The sequence below is a fragment of the Leisingera sp. ANG-DT genome (assembly GCF_000813785.1).
GTDB lineage: Bacteria > Pseudomonadota > Alphaproteobacteria > Rhodobacterales > Rhodobacteraceae > Leisingera.
On the sequence record NZ_JWLE01000001.1, the window covers coordinates 643,455 to 666,958 of the forward strand.

Annotated in this window: 22 protein-coding genes and 1 pseudogene; 15 read left to right on the top strand and 8 right to left on the bottom strand. The window is 62.1% G+C overall.

The annotated features are described in order from the left end of the window. Positions 1-30: 30 nt before the first annotated feature. Positions 31-3,450 carry an indolepyruvate ferredoxin oxidoreductase family protein gene (locus RA21_RS03115; protein ID WP_039146060.1) on the bottom strand — a complete coding sequence of 1,140 codons (3,420 nt, stop codon included), beginning with the start codon at positions 3,448-3,450 and terminating at the stop codon, positions 31-33. A gap of 169 nt (positions 3,451-3,619) precedes the next feature. On the opposite strand from RA21_RS03115, the gene RA21_RS03120 reads away from it, so the two are divergent. From RA21_RS03120 to grxD, 10 genes are all read left to right on the top strand, one after another. Then, a complete protein-coding gene (locus tag RA21_RS03120) occupies positions 3,620-4,525 on the top strand; it encodes a LysR family transcriptional regulator (protein ID WP_019297760.1) in 906 nt (301 codons plus the stop codon). Between the two features lie 399 nt (positions 4,526-4,924). Next, positions 4,925-7,195, top strand: coding sequence for a mechanosensitive ion channel family protein (locus tag RA21_RS03125; protein WP_082008880.1), 2,271 nt, complete (start codon positions 4,925-4,927; stop codon positions 7,193-7,195). Between the two features lie 31 nt (positions 7,196-7,226). Beyond that, the gene (locus RA21_RS03130) at positions 7,227-8,309 is read left to right on the top strand and encodes a BamA/TamA family outer membrane protein (protein WP_039146063.1); all 1,083 of its coding nucleotides are present in this window, start codon (positions 7,227-7,229) and stop codon (positions 8,307-8,309) included. 103 nt (positions 8,310-8,412) lie between these two features. Next, positions 8,413-10,578 carry a phosphoribosylformylglycinamidine synthase subunit PurL gene (gene purL, locus RA21_RS03135; protein WP_039146067.1) on the top strand — a complete coding sequence of 722 codons (2,166 nt, stop codon included), beginning with the start codon at positions 8,413-8,415 and terminating at the stop codon, positions 10,576-10,578. A 78-nt stretch (positions 10,579-10,656) separates the two neighbouring features. Then, positions 10,657-11,175: a hypothetical protein gene (locus tag RA21_RS03140; RefSeq protein ID WP_241483465.1), complete on the top strand. Its 519-nt coding sequence runs from the start codon at positions 10,657-10,659 to the stop codon at positions 11,173-11,175. Between the two features lie 65 nt (positions 11,176-11,240). Further along, on the top strand, positions 11,241-11,477 hold the full coding sequence (locus tag RA21_RS03145) for a BolA/IbaG family iron-sulfur metabolism protein (RefSeq protein WP_039146071.1): 237 nt from the start codon (positions 11,241-11,243) through the stop codon (positions 11,475-11,477). A gap of 26 nt (positions 11,478-11,503) precedes the next feature. Continuing rightward, positions 11,504-11,776, top strand: coding sequence for a hypothetical protein (locus RA21_RS03150; protein ID WP_039146073.1), 273 nt, complete (start codon positions 11,504-11,506; stop codon positions 11,774-11,776). A 6-nt stretch (positions 11,777-11,782) separates the two neighbouring features. Further along, the gene (locus RA21_RS03155; RefSeq protein ID WP_019297753.1) at positions 11,783-12,016 is read left to right on the top strand and encodes a hypothetical protein; all 234 of its coding nucleotides are present in this window, start codon (positions 11,783-11,785) and stop codon (positions 12,014-12,016) included. Between the two features lie 16 nt (positions 12,017-12,032). Continuing rightward, positions 12,033-12,269, top strand: coding sequence for a hypothetical protein (locus RA21_RS22510; RefSeq protein ID WP_152610463.1), 237 nt, complete (start codon positions 12,033-12,035; stop codon positions 12,267-12,269). A gap of 126 nt (positions 12,270-12,395) precedes the next feature. After that, on the top strand, positions 12,396-12,758 hold the full coding sequence (gene grxD / locus RA21_RS03160) for a Grx4 family monothiol glutaredoxin (protein WP_019297750.1): 363 nt from the start codon (positions 12,396-12,398) through the stop codon (positions 12,756-12,758). Positions 12,759-12,839: 81 nt separating this feature from the next. Here grxD and RA21_RS03165 read toward each other — a convergent pair whose 3' ends face one another. Together RA21_RS03165 and RA21_RS03170 are read right to left on the bottom strand one after the other, a co-directional pair. Continuing rightward, positions 12,840-13,235: a cell division protein ZapA gene (locus RA21_RS03165; RefSeq protein ID WP_019297749.1), complete on the bottom strand. Its 396-nt coding sequence runs from the start codon at positions 13,233-13,235 to the stop codon at positions 12,840-12,842. Beyond that, on the bottom strand, positions 13,235-14,077 hold the full coding sequence (locus RA21_RS03170) for a colicin transporter (RefSeq protein ID WP_039146076.1): 843 nt from the start codon (positions 14,075-14,077) through the stop codon (positions 13,235-13,237). The genes RA21_RS03165 and RA21_RS03170 overlap by 1 nt, the downstream gene beginning before the upstream one ends. 243 nt (positions 14,078-14,320) lie before the next feature. Between RA21_RS03170 and tkt the strand changes: the two genes are divergently transcribed. Continuing rightward, a complete protein-coding gene (gene tkt / locus RA21_RS03175; RefSeq protein ID WP_039146078.1) occupies positions 14,321-16,342 on the top strand; it encodes a transketolase in 2,022 nt (673 codons plus the stop codon). Positions 16,343-16,430: 88 nt separating this feature from the next. Here the strand turns inward: tkt and RA21_RS22215 are convergent, their stop codons facing one another. Further along, positions 16,431-16,964 carry a hypothetical protein gene (locus RA21_RS22215; protein WP_206540033.1) on the bottom strand — a complete coding sequence of 178 codons (534 nt, stop codon included), beginning with the start codon at positions 16,962-16,964 and terminating at the stop codon, positions 16,431-16,433. Between the two features lie 42 nt (positions 16,965-17,006). On the opposite strand from RA21_RS22215, the pseudogene RA21_RS22795 reads away from it, so the two are divergent. Continuing rightward, positions 17,007-17,108 (top strand): annotated as a pseudogene (locus tag RA21_RS22795) (transketolase-like TK C-terminal-containing protein); the annotation flags it as partial. Positions 17,109-17,130: 22 nt separating this feature from the next. On the opposite strand, the gene RA21_RS03185 reads toward RA21_RS22795, so the two are convergent. Further along, positions 17,131-18,102, bottom strand: coding sequence for a DUF808 domain-containing protein (locus tag RA21_RS03185; protein ID WP_039146080.1), 972 nt, complete (start codon positions 18,100-18,102; stop codon positions 17,131-17,133). Positions 18,103-18,344: 242 nt separating this feature from the next. Between RA21_RS03185 and gap the strand changes: the two genes are divergently transcribed. Both gap and RA21_RS22800 read left to right on the top strand, forming a co-directional pair. Further along, the gene (gene gap / locus RA21_RS03190; protein ID WP_039146082.1) at positions 18,345-19,346 is read left to right on the top strand and encodes a type I glyceraldehyde-3-phosphate dehydrogenase; all 1,002 of its coding nucleotides are present in this window, start codon (positions 18,345-18,347) and stop codon (positions 19,344-19,346) included. Between the two features lie 75 nt (positions 19,347-19,421). Then, positions 19,422-19,565, top strand: coding sequence for a hypothetical protein (locus tag RA21_RS22800; RefSeq protein ID WP_019296919.1), 144 nt, complete (start codon positions 19,422-19,424; stop codon positions 19,563-19,565). Positions 19,566-19,652: 87 nt separating this feature from the next. On the opposite strand, the gene coaD is transcribed toward RA21_RS22800, so the two are convergent. From coaD to RA21_RS03210, 3 genes are all read right to left on the bottom strand, one after another. Next, on the bottom strand, positions 19,653-20,153 hold the full coding sequence (coaD, locus tag RA21_RS03200; RefSeq protein ID WP_019296918.1) for a pantetheine-phosphate adenylyltransferase: 501 nt from the start codon (positions 20,151-20,153) through the stop codon (positions 19,653-19,655). A gap of 124 nt (positions 20,154-20,277) precedes the next feature. Then, positions 20,278-20,715 carry a CBS domain-containing protein gene (locus tag RA21_RS03205; protein WP_039146086.1) on the bottom strand — a complete coding sequence of 146 codons (438 nt, stop codon included), beginning with the start codon at positions 20,713-20,715 and terminating at the stop codon, positions 20,278-20,280. A 55-nt stretch (positions 20,716-20,770) separates the two neighbouring features. Continuing rightward, positions 20,771-21,667: a LysR family transcriptional regulator gene (locus tag RA21_RS03210; protein WP_039146088.1), complete on the bottom strand. Its 897-nt coding sequence runs from the start codon at positions 21,665-21,667 to the stop codon at positions 20,771-20,773. A 137-nt stretch (positions 21,668-21,804) separates the two neighbouring features. Between RA21_RS03210 and RA21_RS03215 the strand changes: the two genes are divergently transcribed. Further along, positions 21,805-23,304, top strand: a complete 1,500-nt coding sequence (locus RA21_RS03215) for a CoA-acylating methylmalonate-semialdehyde dehydrogenase (protein ID WP_039146091.1) — start codon at positions 21,805-21,807, stop codon at positions 23,302-23,304. Positions 23,305-23,504 lie beyond the last annotated feature (200 nt).

Sequence of the window (23,504 nt, forward strand, 5' to 3'; positions counted from 1 at the left end):
CGGGCGGGTGTGCCCCGCCCTGCCCCGGTATTATTCTGCCGCCTGTTTCAGCGGCACGCCGCCCTGGCGCAGCGCGGCCAGCAGCTCCTCGCGGCGCTTGGCAGCCTTCTGCTCGTTCGCCATCTTCACCGGGCCGAAACCGCGGATCTGCAGCGGCAGTTCGGCCAGCGCCACCAGCGGCTCCATGATTTCAGGCGCAGCCTTCGGCAGCCATTCCTTCATGTCAGCCTCATACTGCTTGATCAGCGCCCGCTCCATCTTGCGCTCTTCGGTGTAGCCGAAGACGTCCAGCGGTGTGCCGCGCAAGGATTTCAGCTTGGCCAGCAGGCGGAACCCGCGTTCCATGCCGGCGCCGAACTTACGCTTCTTCGGACGGCCGTTGGGATCGGTGCCGCCCAGCATCGGCGGGGCCAGGTGATAGGAGAGCTTGATGTCGCCCTCGAACGCCTCTTCCGCCTTGGCACGGCTGTCGAGCAGCAGGCGGGCCACCTCGTATTCGTCCTTGTACGACAACAGCTTGTGATAGCCCTTCGCCACCGCTTCTTTCAGCGCGGGGTCGCTGATGCCGTCCAGCAGCCTGCCGTAGCGCTTGGCCAGGCCCTTGCCCTGGTAGGCCACCAGATGATCGGCGCGGAAAGCGATCTTCTCATCCAATGTCTTGGGCTTGTCCACCACCTTGGGCTCAATCAGCCTGGCGGCTTCCTGCGGGTGCAGCACCGCCCAGCGGCCGATGTCGAAAGCGCGCTTGTTGCGGTCCACCGCGGCGCCGTTCATCTCGATCGCCTGTGCGATGGCTTCAAAGCTGACGGGGATCAGCCCCTTCTGCCAGGCGCCGCCGAACACCATCATGTTCGAGAAAATCGAGTCGCCCATGGTCACGCGGGCCAGCTCGGACGCATCAAACAGGTCCAGCTGGTCGCGCAGGCGCGCCTGCAGGGCCAGTTCCAGACGGTCGGAGGGCACCTTGAACTCAGTGTTCTTGGTGAACTCGCCGGTGATAATCTCATGGCTGTTCACCACCGCGCCGGTCTTGCCGGTGGTAGTCAGGCCCAGGGTCTTGGCGCCCGCACTCACCACCAGGTCGCCGCCGATCAGCGCGTGCGCCTCGCCAGTGGCCACACGGATGGCGGAGATGTCCTCGGGGTTGTTGGCAATCCGGCAGTGGATATGCACCGCGCCGCCCTTCTGGGCGAGGCCGGCCATTTCCATCAGGCCCGCGCCCTTGCCGTCGATCTGCGCCGCCTGCGCCAGAACCGCGCCGATGGTCACCACGCCGGTGCCGCCGACGCCGGTTATCACCACATTATGGGTGCCGTCGATTGCAGGCAGCTCCGGTTTCGGCAAGTCCGGCAGGTCGAGGCCCGCGGTTGCTTCCTTGCGGATCTTGGCGCCTTCGACGGTCACGAAGGACGGGCAGAAGCCGTTCAGGCAAGAGAAGTCCTTGTTGCAGGACGACTGGTCAATGGCGCGCTTGCGCCCCAGCTCGGTTTCCTTGGGCACGATGGAGACGCAGTTCGACTGCACCCCGCAATCACCGCAGCCTTCGCAAACGTCGGAGTTGATGAACACCCGCTGGTCCGGGTCCGGGAACTGCCCCCGCTTGCGGCGGCGGCGTTTTTCGGCGGCGCAGGTCTGGATGTAGATGATGGCAGAGACGCCCTCGACCTGTTCGAACTCGCGCTGGATCTTCATCATCTCGGCGCGTTCATGCATCCGCATGCCAGCCGGGAACAGCGCAGCGTCCACGTCCTCTTTCTCGTCATAGACCACGGCTATGGTCTTGACGCCCATCGCCTTCAGCTCATGCGCGATCTGCTGGGCAGTGAGGCCGCCCTCGGCCTGCTGGCCGCCGGTCATCGCCACCGCGTCATTGTATAGGATCTTGTAGGTGATGTTGGTGCCTTCGGCGAGTGCTGCGCGGATCGCCTGCACCCCGGAGTGGTTGTAGGTGCCGTCGCCCAAGTTCTGGAACACATGCTTGCGGGTGGAGAACGGCGCCTCGCCGACCCAGTTGACGCCTTCGCCGCCCATATGGGTGAAGCCAGTGGTTTCGCGGTCCATCCACTGCACCATGAAGTGGCAGCCGATGCCGGCATAGGCGCGGGAGCCGTCGGGCAGCTTGGTTGAGCTGTTATGCGGGCAGCCGGAGCAGAAATAGGGCAGACGGGTGGCGATTTCCTCGGCGTTGTCGGCGCGGCGCGCCTCTGCCAGCGCTTCCATCCCGGCCTTGATTGCCTCGGTCTCGCGGCCTTCCTCGATCAGGATGCCGCCCAGTTTCTCGGCGATCATGATCGGGTCGAGGGCGTATTTGGTCGGGAACAGCTCCTCGCGGTGCATGCCGCCGGCGCCGCCTTTATACCAGCCGTAAACCCGGCGGCCGCGGCGGTTGTCAAAGATCGCTTCCTTGATCTGGATTTCGATCAGCTTGCGCTTTTCCTCGACCACGACGATCAGGTCCAGCCCCTCGGCCCAGTCGTTGAAGCCCTTCATGTCCATCGGCCAGGTCTGGCCCACCTTGTAGGTGGTGATGCCGAGCCGTTCCGCCATGTTCTCGTCGATGTTCAAGAGCTTCAGCGCATGCACCAGGTCGAGCCAGTTCTTGCCCGCGGCGACAAAGCCGATCTTGGCGCCGGGTTTGCCCCACATGCGCTTGTCCATTTTGTTGGCATGGCTGAATGCCTCTGCCGCAAAACGCTTGTAATCGATGATGCGGTTTTCCTGGCGGAAACGGTCGTCATCCAGGCGGATGTTGAGGCCGTCGGCCGGCATGTCAAATTCCGGGGTGACGATTTCCATCCGTTCCGGGCGGGCATCGACAACCGAGGTGACCTCAATGGTATCCTTCATGGTCTTTAGGCCGGTCCAGAGGCCGGAAAAACGGCTGAGCGCATAGCCGTAGATGCCGTAGTCCAGGATTTCCTGCACGCCGGCCGGGCTGACGATCGGCAGGTAGCAGTCCAAGAGCGACCATTCCGACTGGTGCAGCACGGTGGAGCTTTCGCCGGTGTGGTCGTCGCCCATCGCCAGCAGAACGCCGCCGTATTTGGAGGAGCCGGCCATATTGGCGTGCCGGATCGCGTCGCCGGAGCGGTCAACGCCCGGACCCTTGCCGTACCAGAGGCCGAAGACGCCGTCGTATTTGCCTTCGCCGCGCACCTCTGCCTGTTGCGCGCCCCAGAGCGCGGTGACAGCCAGGTCCTCGTTCAGACCGAACTGAAAGGTGACATCCGCCTCTTTCAGCTGCTTTTCGGCGCGGGACATCTGCAGGTCAACGGCCCCCAAGGGCGAACCGCGGTAACCGGTGACAAGCCCGGCGGTGTTGAGACCTGCAGCCTTGTCGCGGTGCTTCTGCATCAGCATCAGGCGAACCAGCGCCTGGGTGCCGTTCAGCAGCACCGGGGATTTGGTCAGATCGTATTTGTCGTTCAGCGTGATTTTCGGCGTGCTCATCGTGGCCTCCTCAACCGGGATTAGCTTGCACTTTCTGCCGGGAAGAATAGGTCATAAATGCTGACCTGAATAGCCGCATTTTTTTCGTTTTTGCTCGCTTGCGCCGGGGAAACTGATACATAACTAAGATTTCATACAGTCGGCCCCGAACGGACAGAAAGTAACACATATGGATTGGGACAAGCTCAGAATATTTCACGCAGTGGCCGATGCGGGCAGCCTGACCCATGCGGGCGACAAGCTGAATCTGTCGCAATCGGCGGTCAGCCGCCAGATCCGGGCGCTGGAGGAGAGCCTCAATGCGACGCTTTTCCACCGTCATGCGCGCGGACTGATTCTCACCGAGCAGGGCGAGCTGCTGTTTGACGCCACACAATCCATGTCCGCGCGGCTGGAGGCGGCCTCTGCCCGCATCCGCGACAGTGAAGAGGAAGTGTTCGGGGAACTCAGGGTCACCACCACTGTGGGGTTCGGAACCCTGTGGCTGGCGCCGCGGCTGACAAAGCTCTACGAACAGTATCCCAACCTCAAGATTGACTTGATGCTGGAGGAACGGGTGCTGGACCTGCCGATGCGCGAGGCCGACGTGGCAATCCGCATGAAGGAGCCGAGCCAGGCCGATCTGGTGCGCAAGCGTCTGATGACAGTGCGGATGGGGCTCTATGCCACTCCGTCCTACCTGGAGAAGCACGGCGAGTTGGAAACTTCTGCAGATATTTCCAATCACCGGCTGATCTGCCAGAACCAGCACTCTGCCCAGGTTGGGTCTGCAGCTGTTCTCAGCAAGAAGCTGATGGCGATGGACCCTGGCTCGCTGCTGACTGTGAATAACTATTTTGGCGTTATGCAAGGGGTTCTGCACAATCTTGGGATCGGCATTCTGCCTGATTATGTGACGGAAGAATTCCCGCATCTGGTCGAGGTGCTGCCGGAAGAGACCCAGAACGAGGTTCCGGTTTACCTCGCCTATCCGGAGGAACTGCGTCATTCCCAGCGTGTCGGCGCCTTCCGCGATTTCGTGCAAAGTGAAATCATGGCCCACCGCAAACATATGAAAGAACTGGGCAAGCTCTGAAGTCCGCAGCCGCCGTGCCAGCCGGAAAATTCCGCCGTTCAGCGGCGGGTTACTTATTCTGCAGGGCAAAACGCCGCCAACCGCTGCGCCAGCCATGCAAAAACCGCATAGCAGCATTGACGCTGATTTGGCGTTAATCCCCTTGAAGGGTAGGCGTCATCACCCTAAATGAAACTCATGAAGGCGGCGGCTTCGCCCCCCTTCATACCTCCCTGTTGGACTTCGGCCGAGCTTAGTGCTCGGCCTTTTTTTTGGCCTAACGTCACCCCGCAGCCAGCTGCCGCGGATTAACATCCTGCAACAAAAACCCTTTTTTCTTTGACCTGAATACAACTCATCGGTTCAACTGAGCCAGAGGTTACCCGCACCCGGCCCGAATTTCTGGCACAGGAGGTTCCGATGATGTTTTATTTTCAGCACTTCGCCCGCATTTTGAGCGTTTTTTTGACAGTTCTGGTTCTTGGAACAGTCCTGCAAGCGCCAGCCATTGCTCAGACCAGCGAGGCGCCTGCCCTGCCCGATCCGCTGACGGAGGACGCCGTACATGAGATGGTCGCCCGGATGTCCGACGATCAGGTGCGGGCGCTGCTGCTTGAAAGGCTGGATGCCGTGGCGGCCCGGCAGCAGGCCGAAGCCCCGCCCCCGACCCTGACCGGGCGGGTGGTGCAGCTGTGGACAGCCTTTACGCTGCCGGTCACGGATGCGGTGCGGAAACTGCCGGTCCTGCCGGAGGGCCAGTCGCGCGCAATTGGCAATTTTGTGCAAAAGCACGGCGGCCTGGGCGGCGTGCTGAAGATGCTGGGGCTGATTGCCCTGACACTCGCCATCGGCCTGGCTGCGGAATTTGCGGTTCGCAAGCTGATCGCGCGCTGGCGCAACCTTGAAGCCGTCAGCGGCGATGCGGACACATTGGCAGGCGCGCTGAGCTTTCTGGGCCGGCGGTTCCTGCGTGAGATGATCGGCCTGGTGGTGTTCTATATCGTGATCCGCACGGTGGGCCGGGCGCTGCTCGATGCGCAGATGCTGCAGTTTGCGGCACCGATGGTCACCTATCTGATCTGGATGCCGCGCGTTGGGGCGGCCGTGTCCCGTTTCATCATGGCTCCGGAACGGCCGGACCGGCGGCTGGTTAACGCCAGCGACCGCTGGGCCGATTTCCTGTACCTGCACACCATTGGCCTGGTTTTTCTGGCCGGTCTTACGATCTTTTCCGTTGGGTTCAACACGGCAAACGGGGTTCCGCCTGAATCGATCCGCCTGGCCTATTGGCTGGATACCCTGGTCTATGTCTACATCATCTGGATTGCCTGGACCGCGCGCGAAGGGCTGACCGAAATGATGCGCGGCACGGACCCGGACCGCACCCGCTATGACGAGGTTGCGGCGCATTACTACCCGTTCTTCGCCATGGCAGTGGCGGCGCTGACCTGGGTCGCCGTCGGCACCTTGGTTGGGCTGGGCAAAGTGGCGCAGCTGATCCACGGCGCCCATTACGTCACCATGTTCTGGCTGCTGGCCGCGCCGGCGCTGGACACCGCCATCCGCGGGCTGGTCAAGCATCTGGTGCCGCCGATGTCCGGCGAGGGCCATCTGGCCGAAGCCGCCTATATCTCCACCAAGCGCAGCTATATCCGGATCGGCCGGGTGCTGGTCGCGGGTATCGTGCTGATGATCATCTCCAATGCCTGGGATGTGGACCTGATGGCCATTGCCTCTGGTGCGGAAGGCATCGCCGGCAACATCATCGGCTGCCTGATGACCATCGCGGTGGGCTATGTGGTCTATGAGGGCGTGTCGCTGTGGATCAACCGTCGGCTCGCCAAGGAGCAGACCTCCGGCGAGGAGGCAGAGGTCGGCGGCGAAGGCGGCGGCGCGGGCGGCTCGCGGCTGGCGACGGTGCTGCCGCTGTTGCTGGTCACCGCGCAGATCGCCATTACGGTGATCTTTGGCCTGCTTGCGGTTGGGGCGCTGGGCATCGACATCACGCCGCTGCTGGCCGGCGCCGGGATTCTTGGCCTTGCCATCGGCTTTGGCGCGCAGAAGCTGGTGTCGGACGTGGTGTCCGGCATCTTCTTCCTGGTCGATGATGCCTTCCGCGTTGGCGAATATGTCGAGGTCGAAGGCACCCGCGGCACGGTGGAGAAGATTTCGATCCGCTCGATGCAGCTGCGCCATCACCGCGGGCCGATCAACACCATCCCTTATGGCGAGATCCCCAAGCTGACCAACTACAGCCGCGACTGGGTGATCATGAAGCTGCGCTTCACGGTGCCGTTTGATACCGATCCCAACAAGGTCAAGAAGATCTTCAAGAAGATCGGTGCCTCGATGCTGGAGGATGAACTGTATAAGGACGACTTCCTGCAGCCGTTCAAAAGCCAGGGTGTGTTTGATTTCGACGACGTCGGCATGATCATGCGCGGCAAGTTCATGGCCAAGCCGGGCACCCAGTTCACCATCCGCAAGGAGATCTACAACCGGGTCAAGGCAGCCTTTGCTGAAAACGGCATCGACTTTGCCCGCCGCGAAGTCCGGGTCGCGATCCCGGGGCTGGAGGATACGGATCAGTTGAACGACTCCGAAAAGGCCGCTGTGGCTGCTGCCGCGGGCAGTGCAGCGCAGCAACAGGCGGCTGAGGGGGAAGCTGGTGCTGCCGGGCAGAAAAAGTAACTCCTTTGGCTGCGCTGTCAGGTTCGCGGCTTTGGTCGCTGGTTTGGCGGCGCTTGCCACGGCCGGGCTGGCTGCAGGGCCGGAGCAGACGGAGCGGCAGCTGGACCATATTGAGACGGCGCAGAAGGCAGAGGGTTATGGCTTCCGCAACGGCTCTGTCGTGGTGGCGCCGGTGCCGTTTTCCAGCCCGATGATCGGCTCCGGTCTTGCGATGGGGGCCGGGTATCTGTTCAAGACCAGCCCGGATGCCAATACTTCTGTGATCGGGCTGGGTGGTCTCAGATCCGATAACGGCAGTCAGGCGGCGGCAGCCATGGTGAACCTCGCCTTTCCCGGCAACCGCTGGCAGGTCAAGGCCTTCGCGGCACGGGCGGATGCGGTCTATGACCTTTATACCGGCCTTGGGGTGCTGCCGGTCAGCCAGGAAGGGTCGCTGGTGCGGATCAACGCGGCGTATGGGGTGACGCCGGAGCTGTCTGCCGGGATCCTGCTGCGCTACTTGGAGACGAGCATCACGCCAAACGCGGGGCTGCTGCCGTCCAGCCTGCAGCCGGACGCCGATCTGGAAATCGGCACCTTCGGCCTCAGCCTCGACTGGGACCGGCGCGATGACAGCGACTATCCCACGCAAGGCACACGGCTCACTGCCTTTGCCACCCGGTCCCACACACTGGGCGGGCTCAGCCGCCGGTATGACAAGGGTTATGCCATTCTTGACGGCTACCGCCCGCTGGGGCGGCGCGGTGTGCTTGCCCTGCGCGGCACCCTTTGCGCTGCCTCCGGCAATACGCCGTTCTTCGACCAATGCTCCATCGGGGCAACCGACAACATGCGGGGCTTCAACAGCACGCAGTTCATCGGCGCGCGCTCTGCCTCGGTGCAGGCCGAATACCGCCGACGGTTTTCCAAGCGCTGGGGTGGCGTGGTCTTTGCCGGCACCGGCTGGACGGGGCCGGAGTTCGGCGATTTGACGCAGGGCGGCAGCCACAGTGCCGCCGGCGGAGGCCTGCGCTACCGGGTGTCCAGGAAATTTCCGGTGGATTTCTCCATTGATGTCAGCCGCAACAACGCGCAGGAAACCCAGTTGTATGTCTATGTCGGGCAGCGGTTCTGACACTGCGGCCACGCGGCGTGCATCCGTTTGCGCAACCCCTCTTTCCCAATGGCAAAGCTTGCTCTAAAAGGCGCGCAATCGCAGCCATTGGGGACGTTTACGGATGCAGGAACCCGCCATCACGCCTGAACTGATCGCAAACCACGGGCTGAAGCCCGATGAGTACGATCTGATCCTCGAAATCATCGGGCGGGAGCCGACCTTCACCGAGCTGGGCATCTTCTCGGCGATGTGGAATGAGCACTGCTCCTACAAGTCCTCCAAGAAATGGCTGCGCACCCTGCCGACCGACGGCCCGCAGGTGATCTGCGGCCCCGGCGAGAACGCGGGCATCGTGGACATCGGCGACGGCGATGCCGTTGTTTTCAAAATGGAAAGCCACAACCACCCCTCCTACATCGAACCCTATCAGGGCGCGGCAACCGGGGTTGGCGGCATTCTGCGTGACGTGTTCACCATGGGCGCGCGCCCCATCGCCTCGATGAACTCGCTGTCCTTCGGCGAGCCCGGCCACCACAAGACCCGCCAGCTGGTCAACGGTGTGGTTGAGGGCATCGGCGGCTACGGCAACTGCTTTGGCGTTCCGTGTGCAGGCGGCGAGGTTCGCTTCCACCCGGCCTACAACGGCAACTGCCTGGTGAACGCCTTTGCGGCCGGCCTCGCACGCACCGACTCGATCTTCTACTCCGCCGCGTCGGGCGTTGGCATGCCGGTTGTGTACCTTGGCGCCAAGACCGGCCGTGACGGCGTTGGCGGTGCAACCATGGCATCCGCCGAGTTCGACGATACCATCGAGGAAAAGCGCCCCACCGTTCAGGTCGGCGACCCCTTCACCGAAAAGCGCCTGATGGAAGCCACGCTGGAGCTGATGCAGACCGGCGCGGTGATCTCGATCCAGGACATGGGTGCCGCGGGCCTCACCTGCTCTGCCGTGGAAATGGGCGACAAGGGCAAGCTGGGCGTGCGCCTGGACCTGGAAAAGGTGCCCCAGCGCGAAGAGAACATGACCGCCTACGAGATGATGCTGTCGGAATCCCAGGAGCGGATGCTGATGGTTCTGAAGCCGGAGCTGGAAGCTGAGGCGCGCGCAGTGTTCGAAAAGTGGGACTTGGACTTTGCCATCGTCGGCGAGACCATCGCCGAAGACCGCTTTCTGATCATGCACAACGGCGACGTGAAAGCTGATCTGGTGCTGTCGAAACTGTCCTCCACCGCGCCGGAATACGACCGCCCGTGGGTGGAAACCCCGGCTGCCGAGCCGCTGACTGACGCGGATGTGCCCTCCATCGACCCGATTGACGGCCTGAAGGCGCTGCTGTCCTCGCCGAACTACGCGGGCAAGCAGTGGGTCTATGAGCAGTATGACACCACCGTGATGGGCGACACCCAGCGCCGTCCGGGCGCAGGCTCCGGCATTGTCCGGGTGCATGGCACCGGCAAGAAGCTGGCATTCACCTCCGACGTGACTCCGCGCTACGTCAAGGCGAACCCCATCGAGGGCGGCAAACAGGCGGTGGCCGAGGCCTACCGCAACCTGACCGCTGTCGGGGCCAAGCCGCTGGCGACCACTGACAACCTGAACTTCGGCAACCCCGAAAAGCCGGAAATCATGGGTCAGTTCGTCGGCGCCATCAAAGGCATCGGCGAGGCTGTGGCCGCGCTGGACATGCCGATCGTCTCCGGCAACGTGTCGCTGTATAACGAAACTGACGGCAAGGGCATCCTGCCGACCCCGACCATCGGCGCCGTGGGCCTGATTGCCGCGGGTGAAGAGCCGATCATCGGCGAGGCGCGCGACGGCCATGTTGCCCTTCTGGTGGGTGAAACCACTGGCCACCTGGGCCAATCAGCACTGCTGGCAGAGGTCTTCAACCGCGAGGACGGCGACGCCCCGGCGGTGGATCTGGCAGCCGAGAAGCGCAACGGCGAATTCATCCGCGCCAACCGCGATTTCATCAAGGCCTGCACCGACCTGGGCGACGGCGGCCTGGCGCTGGCGGCGTTCGAGATGGCCGAAGAGGCAGGCGTCGGCGTGCAGATCGACGCGGGCGACACCCAAACCGTGTTCGGCGAGGACCAGGCGCGCTACCTGATTGCCTGCAACTTCGATCAGGCTGAGGCGCTGATGCTGGCCGCGGGACAGGCGGGCGTGCCGCTGACTTCCGTCGGCAAATTCGGCGGCGACATGGTGAAGATCGGCGCTTCCGAGGCCCCGCTGGCAGAGCTGAAGGACATCTTCCGCTCCAGCTTTGCCGCCGCCGTGGCTTGATCTGCAGCGCAAAGCGTTGACATTTAACGGGCGGGATGGCGCAGCTGTCCCGCCCTTATTCATGACGGGGGTTCCCGCTTGCCGCTTCCTGAACTCACCGAGGATTGCAGCCGCTGCGCGGGCCTTTGCTGCGTGGCCTATCCGTTTGAGGCGCATGAGGATTTCGGCCTGTTGAAGGCGGCAGACACCCCCTGCCCCAACCTCGCCCCGGATTTCCGCTGCTCCATTCATTCCGACCTGGCCAAATGCGGCTTTGGCGGCTGCGTTGCCTATTCCTGCGCCGGTGCCGGTCAGCGGGTGACGCAAGTGTTGTTTGACGGCGAAACCTGGAGCGACGACCCGGATCTGCTGTCCCATATGACCTATGCCCTGCGGGTGCTGCGCCCGATTCACGAGGCGCTTCTGGTGCTGCAAGAGGCCGCCGCGCTGCCGCTGCCAAAGGATCTGCAGGAGCGCTGCGCGGGGCTGACGCGCGCGCTCTGCCCGGAGGCACCGTCGTCGGTCTGGGATTTCGAGGAGGACAGCGTGCAGAACGCCCTGGCGGCGCTGCCTGATTTCGTTGAAACCATTGCCCCTTATACGCAGCACCGCAGCTAATCCGGGTTGCACAGCCCCAAGCGGACACTTACATTTTTGTCAAATCAGACAAAGGACTCCCCCAGATGCCTATGCAAGCCCATGAAATTGAAGAATTGCTGCGCCAGGCCTTCCCGGACGCCGACATCCAGGTCGGCGGCACCGATGGCGTGCATATGTCGGCAATGGTTGTCGACGAGAGCTTCCGCGGCAAGAACCGCGTCCAGCAGCAGCGCGCTGTCTATGCCGCGCTGAAAGGCAAGATGGACGGCCCCGACGGCGAGCTGCACGCGCTGGCGCTGACCACCAAGGCGCCGGAATAATCTGAATGTCTTCGGGCTGGTGGTTCATGATCGGCCTTCTGGGCCTCGCTGCAGGTATCTATGCCATTGATACGCAGTTGAAGAAACGACGCCGCAAGCGTCCTTTATCGCGCAGCCAGCCAGATTACGAATACCATCCCCTAACGCCGGACAGCGACTTGGGTCTGGAAGCGGTCGACCTGAAGATGGTGGACAGCGTAAACAAAGAAAACGAGCGGCTTGAGAAACTGAACGGCAAAATGCGCAGACCTCTCAGAAGAATGCGGGCGCCGGCACGCACCGCCAAGGCACCGGAGTAACCCGGGATGTCGCTGTTCTCCTCCATTCTGGTGATTGGCATTGTGATCATGACCGCTGTTGTGGCGGTTGTGTCCCAGCGCCGGCGCCCACTGGAAGACGATGACGACGACCCCGATTACCACACCCTGCGCTCTGACTATCAGTCGGGCATGGGCGGCGGTTCCGCCCGGACCTGGAAAGTCCCAAAAGACCCGCAGGAATACGCCCGGTTCTTTGTTCCGAAGCGCAAACTGAAGTAGCACAGGTGAGCAAAAAATGAGCGGTATTCCTACTCTTTGGCTCGTTTGTGGAGGTTTTCTACTTTGGTTTGGAGCAGTCCTGTCTGCCTTGCTGTATTTGAAACGGCATGTCAAACCACAGCCGCGCGCAATGCCCTTTGTGCCGCTTGACGGAAAGCATCCTGAGCTGGAGGCAGAACTGAAGCACGAGAAGCAAGAGCGAATGATTGAAATGGGAACAAACGTCGTGAGTAAGTACCTTGACCGCTTTTGAACCTGTTTTCAGCCTTTATCCAGCCATCGCAGCAATTGCCTTGATTGCGGGACTTACTTTTCTGAAGCTTCTCCCCTATATCCGAACCGAACGCGACCGGCGGAAGCGCCAAGAGGAAATGGATTAATGACCGACGCAAAGACCCGCATCGACGAAACCGTCAAAGCCAATGACGTGGTGCTCTTCATGAAAGGCACCAAGGAAATGCCGCAGTGCGGCTTCTCTTCGCGCGTGGCAGCCGTGCTGAATTACATCGGTGTCGACTACACCGATGTGAACGTGCTGGCCGACGAAGACCTCCGTTCGGGCATCAAGGAATACTCCGACTGGCCGACCATCCCGCAGCTTTATGTGAAGGGCGAGTTTGTCGGCGGCTGCGACATCATCACCGAGATGGCCCTGTCGTCGGAGCTGGACACCTTGTTCGAGGACAACGGCATCACCTTCAACAAGGAAGCCGCAGACAAGATCCGCGAAGCCAACGCCTGATTTCAGGCGGAATCGGCAGCAAAAAAAAGGCGCCTCTAGGGCGCCTTTTCCTTTTTTTGCAGTGGCTTAGGATCCCCCCCCTCAGCCCGCTGCCTGTTCCTCAATCTGCTGGGCCAGCGCCTCGGTGCGGGCGGCCAGTTCGGCCAGGCTCTCGTTCACCTGCGGCGGCACGATGGGAATTTCGATCCTCTCAGGCTCCGGCGGGGGCGCGTTTTTCAGCGCTTCCAGCTCCTGCATTCGCTCGGCAAGTTCGGCCTCCACTTCCTTGATCCGGTCCTCGACCGCGGCAGTCTTGTCCGCCAGCATCAGCCCGGCCATCAAGAGCATCCGCGCCTCCGGCATACGGCCGATCTGGTCGGACAGCACTTGCGCCTCGTCGTCCAGCATCTTGGCGGCAGAGTGCAGATAGCTTTCCTCGCCTTCCTGGCAGGAGACCTCAAAGCCGCGGCCGCCGATCATTATGGTTACTTCAGGCATCAGACTTCCTCTCCCTCAGGCAGGTTGCGGGCATTGGCCAGAAGCGGCTCCAGCTTGGCCAGCACGGCGTTGACCTGGGCCTGATCGCTGGCCTGGGCTGCGCGCAGCCCTTCGATTTCGGCTTCCATCGCGGTGTTGATCAGCCCGGCATCGCCCAGGCTTTGCGCGTTGGCTTCGCGCAGGGAGACGTTGGAGGCACGCAGTTCCTCATTGGCCTGGCGCAGCTGCTGCAGCTCCATATCGAGCCGCACCAGCGCTTCGTTCTGACGTTCCAGTTCGGCGCTCATGTCCGGTGCGTCCGCCGGCTCTGCAGGCGTGTTCTCCGCCGCAGGGGCTGCCTCCAGCTGTGCCTTCAGCGCGTCATTGGCCGCCTTGGCCTCTGCCAGCTCATCTTCAAGCGCTTCCTTGTCGCTGGCGGCAGTATTGGCCGCCGCTTCCAACTCGCCTTTCAGACGGGCAACCTCCGAACGCAGCGCCTGTTTCTCAGCCGGATCCCCGGCCTCGTTGCGCAAGAGCTCCAGTTCTGCCTGCATCGCGGCCACGTCTTCGTCGCTGGCAGAACCAGCCGGCGCGCTGCCCTCAATTTCCTTCAGGCGGGCGTGCAGGACCCGCACCCGCTCTTCCAGTTGGGCGTTGGCCGTCTTTTCCTCGTCAAGCGCCTGTTCAAGCTCAGCATTGGCGGCACCGGCAGCGGCGGCCTCGGCGGCCTGCACCGCTTCTGCCGCGGCTTCCTCGGCCCTGACCTTATCCGCCGCGCGCGCCTCCTGCAGCGCGGCTGTGCCTTCGCTGATACGCTCCAGCGCAGCCTGGATGCGGCCCTGCAATTCTTCAATCTGGTTCATGCCCGTCCCTCACCCGCGCCCTGCCGTTCCTTTGTCGTTCTGCGGCCTGCCCGAATCGAGCACGCGCGGCCGGCATGGGCCAATTCTTCCCTTTCAGGGATAAATCACCCCCCTTTGCGTTTCAACCACTTGCCGCGCCTAGTTCGCGCAGATTGGCCGCAATAGGCGCAACCACGCTTGATCTTTGGCGCATCGCTGTTATTGAGCGCAGCAAATGCCTGTTAACGCCAAAGGACAATCCAAGTGGACCTGACAGCCCTGCGCACCGCCAATCCCGAACATTGGAACAAGGCCGCCGCCATCCGCGCGCTGGCACTGGACGCCGTCGCCGCCGCCAATTCCGGCCATACCGGCATGCCGATCGGCATGGCCGATGTCGCCACCGTACTGTTTGAAAAGCACCTGAAGTTCGACGCATCCAACCCGCAGTGGCCGGACCGCGACCGGTTCATCCTGTCGGCAGGCCACGGCTCGATGCTGATCTATTCGCTGCTGTACCTCACCGGCGACAAACAGGTCACTCTGGATCAGATCAAGAATTTCCGCCAGTCCGGCGCGCTGACCGCGGGCCACCCGGAAAACTTCCTGCTGGACGCGGTTGAAGTCACCACCGGCCCGCTGGGCCAGGGCATCTCCAACGCTGTCGGCTTTGCCATGGCAGAGGAAATGCAGCGCGCCCACTACGGCAAGAAAGTTGTCGATCACCACACCTATGTGATCGCCGGCGACGGTTGCCTGATGGAGGGCATCAGCCAGGAGGCCATCGGTCTCGCAGGCCGCCACCAGCTGGGCAAGCTGATTGTCTTCTGGGACAACAACAACATCACCATCGACGGCACCGTCGACCTGTCCGATCGCACCAACCAGGTGCAGCGCTTCAAGGCGTCGGGCTGGCAGGTGATCGAAATCGACGGCCACGACCCGGTTGCCATCGACGAGGCCATCACCGCGGCGAAGAAATCGAAGAAACCTTCGATGATCGCCTGCAAGACCCATATTGCCCTGGGCCACGCGGCGCAGGATACGTCCAAGGGCCACGGCGCCCTGACCGACCCCGACCAGCTGAAAGCAGCCAAGGACGCCTATGGCTGGACCGGCGGCGCGTTTGAGGTGCCGGCAGAGATCAAATCCCAGTGGGAAGAAATCGGCGCCCGCGGCAAGTCCGAGCGCGCTGCCTGGGAAGCCCGCTTTGCAGAACTCTCGCAGCAGAAGCAGGACCGTTTCAACCGCGCCTACGCTCTGGACGCGCCCAAGAAACTGTCGGCTGCCATCAAGGCGCTGAAAAAGCAGGTGAGCGAAGAGCAGCCCAAGGTTGCCACCCGTAAATCCTCGGAAATGGCGCTGGCCGTCATCAACCCGCTAATGCCGGAAACCGTGGGCGGTTCTGCCGACCTCACTGGCTCCAACAACACCAAGACCGGCGACCTGGGCGTGTTTGACACCGACAACCGCAAGGGCCGCTATGTCTACTGGGGCATCCGCGAGCACGGCATGGCAGCCGCGATGAACGGCATGGCGCTGCACGGCGGCATGCGCCCCTACGGCGGCACCTTCTTCTGCTTCACCGACTATGCCCGTCCGGCGATGCGTCTGGCGGCCCTGTCGAAAATCCCATCGGTGTTTGTGATGACCCACGACTCGATCGGCGTTGGCGAAGACGGCCCGACCCACCAGCCGGTGGAGCATCTGGCGATCTGCCGCGCCACCCCGAACACCTATGTGTTCCGCCCCGCCGACACCGTGGAAACCGCCGAGGCCTGGGAAATTGCCCTGACCGCCAAGGAAACCCCCTCGGTGATGACGCTCACCCGTCAGAACCTGCCAACCGTCCGGACCGAGCACAAGCTGACCAACATGGTCGAAAAAGGCGCCTATGTGCTGGCCGAGGCCGAGAACAAGCGCCAGGTGATCCTGATCGCCACTGGCTCCGAAGTGTCCGTTGCAATGGAAGCCAAGGCCAAGCTGGAGGCCGAAGGCATCGGCACCCGCGTCGTCTCCATGCCCTGCATGGAGCTGTTTGCACAGCAGGACGAGGCCTACCGCCGCAAGGTCCTGCCCGCAGGTCCGATCCGCGTCGGCATCGAGGCAGCCGTGCGCGACGGCGGCTGGGACCGCTGGCTGCTGGGCGAACGCGGCCAGGAGAAGAAAGCCGGTTTCGTCGGCATGGACCGCTTCGGCGCGTCTGCTCCGGCAGGCGAGCTGTTCGAGCGTTTCGGCATTACGGCTGAGGGCACAGTGGCCACGGTGAAAGAGCTGCTGGGCTAAAGCCTTGGATGAACTTGCTAAGCAAAAAGGCACCAGATTTGGTGCCTTTTTGTGCTTACACTAGTAGGCTGTGAGGCGTTTGTAGTGCTTATTTTAGGAATGAAGGCCCTAGTTCGCTCAAATCCCAGGCCTTGTTAAGCGCCACAAGTTGCTTGTGAGGAAAGCTGCTTCTGCCTTTTTGGTAAGACGGCTGTTGAAGGCTTACATGAGCCTTCCAAAGTTCTGCCATAAGCATTCCCACTAGCCGTTGCCTTCGAATACGCAAGGCGAACACCTGCTTGCCTTGTGTTTCGACACCAGTCCCGTCGACTTCGAAGATAGACAGCACCATTGTGTGCTGTTGTTTTTTATCAGGTTCCAGTGTGCAAACGGCACCGCCCGGCTCATCGTACAAAGCAATTCGCAGCGCGGAATTTTCAATTGCAAACCGGCAAATCTCCAGCAGCGCCGCTGGGAAGTCCGTAAAAACATCGCTCACCCGAAAGGACCGTAGATTGCCTTTGCTGGCGACAATCAGATCACTCCAACCATGTCGCCCAATATCGCAAAACAATTGCGTCTCATCGTCTAGATCAAGTGCTTTTGAAAACAACCGCGCATCCTTTGAAATGGAATACTTCAACTATTCGAGTACAATCCTAGGCGATTGGACTGCCTGTCAATGGCCAAGCTGGAGGCCGAAGGCATCGGCTCCTGCGTCGTCTCCATGCCCAGCATGGAGCTGTTTGCGCATCGGGACGAGGCCTACCGCCGCAAGGTCCTGCCCGTGCTTTGCACGGGCATTCTGGTCAGTGGCTAGCCTTCTTCCCAGAAATCGCCGCAATCACCGGCCCCACTACCTTGGTCGCCAACGGGATCAGCAGCAGCCCCAGCGCGACGCCGAACACCCCGTCCATTGCGGCCTTGGCCGTCCACTCAGCAAAGCCCGTCCAGCCTGCAGGCACAGCGTGGCCTACGGCATAGGCCCAGTCATGGATCAGATGTCCTAGCCAGCCAAAGCCTAGCACCTCCAGCCCGTGGATGATGATGGAGCCACCGACCCACAGCATCGCCGCGGTGCCGACCACTGACAGGATCCACATCAGCACCGGCATGAACTTGACCAGCCCGCGGCCCAGCCCCCGGCCGACCGGCGTCGGCGCGTTGCCAGCAAGGTACAGGCCGACGTCGTCCATCTTCACGATCACCGCAACCGAGCCATAGACGGCCACGGTCACGCCAATGGCCACCACCGCCAGCGTTGCCGCCTGCATCCAGACGTTCGGCGCCTCAATGGCGGCCAGCGCAATGGTCATGATCTCTGCTGACAGGATGAAGTCGGTCTTGATCGCCCCCTTGATCTTCTGTTCCTCCAGATGACCGGGATCCTTGATGCTCATATCCTCTTCGATCTCGTGGCTGGCATGGGGAAACAGCACGTGAAAAACCTTTTCGGCACCTTCAAAACACAGGTAGGACCCGCCCAGCATCAGTAAGGGCGTAATCAGCCAGGGCGCGAAATTGGCCAGCAGCATCGCCACCGGCAGCAAAAGGATCAGCTTGTTGAACAAGGAGCCGCGGGTGATGCGCCAGATGATCGGCAGTTCGCGCGCGGGCGCAAACCCCTGCAGATACTTCGGCGTCACTGCGGCGTCGTCGATAATCACGCCCGCGGTCTTGGCCCCGGCCTTGCCCGCCGCTGCCGCCACATCATCAACCGAAGCCGCCGCAACCTTGGCAATCCCCGCCACATCATCCAGCAGCGCCAGCAATCCGCTCATGCCAAATCCCTCAAACCTGTTCGCGTTTGGGGGCAATCTGCCCGGTTCCGCGCCGCAGCACAAGCGTTAGCGCCACCGCACGCGGGGCGCGGATTTCCGTTACCGCCACCGCCGCAAACCGTTATCGCCAACATCATGATTTTGCGCTAACAGTTTCATTTAATGACGCTTTTACCCCTTTAGACCACATCCGCCCCGGTCTATATGGCGGCCAAAGGTTTTGCTCGCTTGGAGACGTACTCATGACCATCAAAGTCGGGATCAACGGTTTTGGCCGCATCGGCCGCTGCACCCTGTCGCACATCGCCGCCTCGGGCCGCGACGACATCGAAGTGATCAAGGTGAACGCCACCGGCCCGCTGGAAACCGCAGCGCATCTGATCAAATACGACTCCGTGCATGGCCGTTTCCCGGGTGAAGTGACCATCGGCGACGGCACCATGAACCTGGGCCGCGGCGACATGCAGATGTTCTCCACCTACGACATGAACGAGCTGGACTGGTCGGGCTGCGACGTGGTTCTGGAATGCACCGGCAAATTCAACGACGGCGAGAAGGCCAAGGCGCACCTGGAGCGCGGCGCCAAGAAAGTGCTGCTGTCTGCCCCCGGCAAAAACGTCGACAAGACCATCGTGTTCGGCGTCAATGATGACCAGTTGCAAGCCGGCGACACCATGATCTCCAACGGCTCCTGCACCACCAACTGCCTGGCGCCGCTGGCCAAGGTGCTGGACGAGGCGTTCGGCATCGAGCACGGCATCATGACCACCATCCACGCCTACACCGGCGACCAGCCGACCCTGGACCGCCGCCACAAGGACCTGTACCGCGCCCGCGCTGCCGCCATGTCGATGATCCCGACCTCGACCGGCGCGGCCAAGGCCCTGGGCGAAGTGCTGCCGAACCTGAAAGGCCGCCTGGACGGCTCCGCCATCCGCGTGCCGACGCCCAACGTCTCTGCAGTGGACCTGACCTTCCGCGCCGGCCGCGACGTAACCGCCGAGCAGGTCAACGCCGCCGTCAAAGAGGCTGCTGAGGGCCCGATGAGGGGCGTGCTGGGCTATGAGCCGGCGCCGCTGGTCTCCACCGACTTCAACCACACCCCGGAGAGCTCGATCTTCGCACCGGACCAGACCCGCGTGGTCGAGGACCGCATGGTGCGCGTCCTGGCCTGGTACGACAACGAATGGGGCTTCTCGGTCCGCATGGCCGATGTAGCCGTTGCCATGGGCAAGCTGGGCTAAACGCCCCTAGACCCTTGAGAATTCGCGCCCGCTCAGGTTATCTGGGCGGGCGTTTTCATTTGCGGCGGAGCTTTCATGACAAACCGGATTGCCATTTACCTCGGGCTGTTCCTGATTGCCGCCGCCGTGATTGACATCGCCCTGTTCGGCGACACGCACATGATCTTTCTCGGCAAGAAGCTGTTTGCGCTGATCGACTGGGCTGCTTTCTGGCGCTGACGTCCCGCACAGTCCCGCAGCGTTCCACAGATAGCACAAAGCCGGGCGTCAGCCCGGCTTTGCCTGCGTCCAAACCTGTAAACGGTGTCAGCCGGTTTTGCCCAACCGCTCCATCAGCTTGTCATTGACAAGCGGCGTGACGAATTTCGACACGTCGCCATCCAGCCGGGCGATTTCCTTGACCAGTTTCGATGCAATCGCCTGATGCCGCGCCTCGGCCATCAGGAACACGGTCTCGATCGAGCTGTCCAGCGCCCGGTTCATTCCAACCATCTGGAACTCGTACTCGAAATCGGCAACCGCCCGCAGGCCGCGCACGATGATCTGTGCACCCACGTCGCGGGCGCAGTCGATCAGCAGGTTTTCGAACGGATGCGCAATGATCTCGGTGCCGGTCTCATCGCTCAGCTTGGCGCATTCCGCTTCGATCATCGCCACCCGCTCCTCCAGCGGGAACAGCGGCCCCTTGTCGCGGTTGATGGCAACGCCGATCACCAGCTTGTCCACCAGCGCGCTGGCGCGGCGGATGATGTCGATATGCCCGATGGTGATCGGATCAAAGGTGCCGGGATACAGACCAACGCGCATGGGCGGCCTCCTGCCTTGTCAGAAATTTCTGCACACGCAAACATATTTGCAGCCGCCATTGCAAGGGGGCAGAAATACGGAAGCGCAGCCTGCGGCCAAGTGCCCCGCGCGCCGGCTTGCGGGCTCAGTGGCCCATGATCATGTCCTGCAGCGCGTCCTTCTCCATCGCTACCTGGGCCAGCTGCGCCTTGACGGCATCGCCAAGGGTGATGATCCCGATGAGCTTTCCGTCTTCCTCAACCACCGGCATGTGGCGGAACCGGCCGTCGGTCATCTGCTGCAGAACTTCGCCGACGTTTGACTGGCTGGTGCAGGTGACCAGTTCCTTGGTCATATAGCCGCTGACAGGCTCCGTCAGGCAGCCTGCGCCGTCCTTGGCCAGTTCCCGCACGATATCCCGCTCCGACAGAATGCCATCCGGGTATTCGCCGTCTGCGGATACCACAACGGTGCCGAAACGGTTGTCTGCCATCACTTTTGCAGCTTCGGCGACACTCGCAAACAGGCTGACGGTAACAACACCCGAGCCGGCCTTGGACTTTAAAATCTCTTGAACGAGCACGCTGGGGACCTCCGGAAATAACTTCTCAATAAATTAAGTGTGCCGCAACGCAGCTTTAAGTCAAGGCTTCCAGCCGGGCCACCTCGTCGCGGATGCCCTTGGACAAGGCATGGGCAAATCGGTTCAGCCGCTCGCTGCGCTGGTCGCCCTGGTGCCGCACGAGGTGGAAACTGCGGGTGAGGCTCACCTTGTCGGTCAGGATCTTGCGCAGCATCCGGTGGGCCGGCAGGCTGAAATCATGCGCAATGCAGACCGCCGTTCCTTGCGCCGCCATCTTGATCTGCACCGAGACAGAGTTGGACGCCAGCGCCACCCGCTCAATGCCGATGTCGTTCAGGTAGTCCAGTTCCTTGTCGAAGATCATGTCCGGGATATAGCCGATCATCTTGTGACCCTTCAGGTCTTCCAGCTTTTCGATCGGCGGGTGTTCCTTCAGGTAATGGCGCGAGGCCACAAGGTGCAGCTTATAGTCGCAGATCTTCTGCACCAGCAGCTTGCCCGCGGTGGGGGCGCTGACCGTGACTGCCATGTCGGCTTCGCGGCGGCTGAGGTTGATGACGCGCGGCAGTGCCACGATCTGGATGTCCAGATCCGGGTTGTCCTCTGCGATCTGGGCGCAGACCTGCGGCAATATATAGTTGGCGCTGCCATCGGGCGCGCCGATGCGGATCTGGCCGGACATGGTGTCGCTCGGGCCGCTCAAGGCTTCCGTCCCGGCCCGCATTGCCTGTTCTGCCGCTTCGGCATGGACCAGCAGACGGTCGCCAGCTGCGCTGAGGGCATAGCCCTGCGGCGATTTCACGAACAGCGGGGTTTCCAGCGCCGCCTCGAACCGGGCGATGCGGCGGCCGACGGTGGCGGGGTCCATCTTGAGGATGCGGCCGGCGCCGGACAGGCTCGCCTCCCGCGCCACCGCCAAAAACACTTTCATATCATCCCACTGCGGATCCATTGGCCCCGGGTCCTCCGTTTATCTGCTAACCTGGCGTTAACCTTTTGCGTTCCTGCAAAGCCTCTTTGAAATGTTTCCTCTTTTCCAGTGTTTTTTGCAAGCCTACGATAAGGGCAACATGAACAGAGGAGGATCCGATGAAAGAACTCGGCCACTTTATCAACGGCAAACTGGTCTCCGGCACCTCGGGCCGCTTTGACGATGTCTTCAACCCCGCAACCGGCGAAGTGCAGTACCAGTGCCCGATGGCCAGCGCTGCTGAGACCACCGATGCGATCGAAAAAGCTGCCGCTGCGCAGCCCGCATGGGGCGCCACCAACCCGCAGAAACGCGCCCGCGTGATGATGGCGATGGTTGGCCTGATGAACCGCGACATGGACAAGCTGGCAGAGGCCCTGTCCCGCGAGCACGGCAAGACCATCCCGGACGCCAAGGGCGACCTGCAGCGCGGCCTGGAAGTGATCGAATACTGCGTCGGCGCGCCGCAAATGCTGAAGGGTGAATTCACCGACAGCGCAGGCCCCGGCATCGACATGTACTCCATGCGCCAGCCGCTGGGTGTTGTCGGCTCGATCATGCCGTTCAACTTCCCGGCCATGATGCCCCTGTGGCACGTCGGCCCGGCGCTGGCCTGCGGCAACGCCGTGGTGCTGAAACCGTCCGAGCGCGACCCCTCCGTGCCGCTGATGCTGGCGGAACTGTTTGTCGAGGCCGGCCTGCCCGAAGGTGTGTTCCAGGTGGTGAACGGCGACCGCGAGGCGGTTGATACCATCCTGGACAGCGAAATCATCCAGGGCGTGTCCTTCGTGGGCTCCACCCCGATTGCGCAGTACATCTATTCCCGCGCCACCGCCAACGGCAAGCGCGCCCAGTGCTTCGGCGGTGCCAAGAACCACATGATCATCATGCCCGACGCTGATTTGGACCAGGCCGCAGACGCGCTGGTCGGCGCAGGCTTCGGCGCCGCCGGCGAACGCTGCATGGCGATCTCCGTTGCGGTTCCGGTTGGCGAAGAAACCGCCGACAAGCTGATCGAAAAGCTGATCCCGCGCATCGAGACCCTGAAAGTTGGCCCCTACACCGCCGGCGACGACGTCGACCTGGGCCCGGTTGTGACCGCAGCCGCCAAGGAGCGTATCCTTGGCCTGATCCAGTCCGGTGTCGATCAGGGCGCCAAGCTGGTTGTCGACAACCGCGACTTTAAACTGCAGGGCTACGAGGACGGTTTCTTTGTCGGCGCCCACCTGTTCGACCATGTCACCCCCGACATGGACATCTACAAGCAGGAAATCTTCGGCCCCGTGCTTTCCACTGTACGTGCAGGCACTTACGAGGAAGCGTTGAAGCTGGCGATGGACCACGAGTACGGCAACGGCACCGCGATCTTCACCCGTGACGGCGACACCGCGCGTGACTTCGCCTCCCGTGTGAACATCGGCATGGTGGGTATCAACGTGCCGATCCCGGTGCCGCTGGCCTATCACACCTTCGGTGGCTGGAAGAAATCCATGTTCGGTGACCTGAACCAGCACGGCCCGGACAGCTTCAAGTTCTACACCCGCACCAAGACCGTGACCTCCCGCTGGCCCTCGGGCATCAAGGAAGGCGGCGAGTTCAACTTCAAGGCAATGGACTAAACCACTGCTGACTAACAGGAAAAGGCCCCGAAAACTTCGGGGCCTTTTTCCTTTTCAGACATCTGGGGCAGATGCACCGCCGGTTTCCGCGGCGCTTTTGACGGCACGGTGTAAGTTAAAATAGGCTTTTCAGCCAGTTTTTGCTTGTTCCGCCGCGTAACTCGTCTATCCGGGCAGGAACAGACAGACAAACGGCAGGC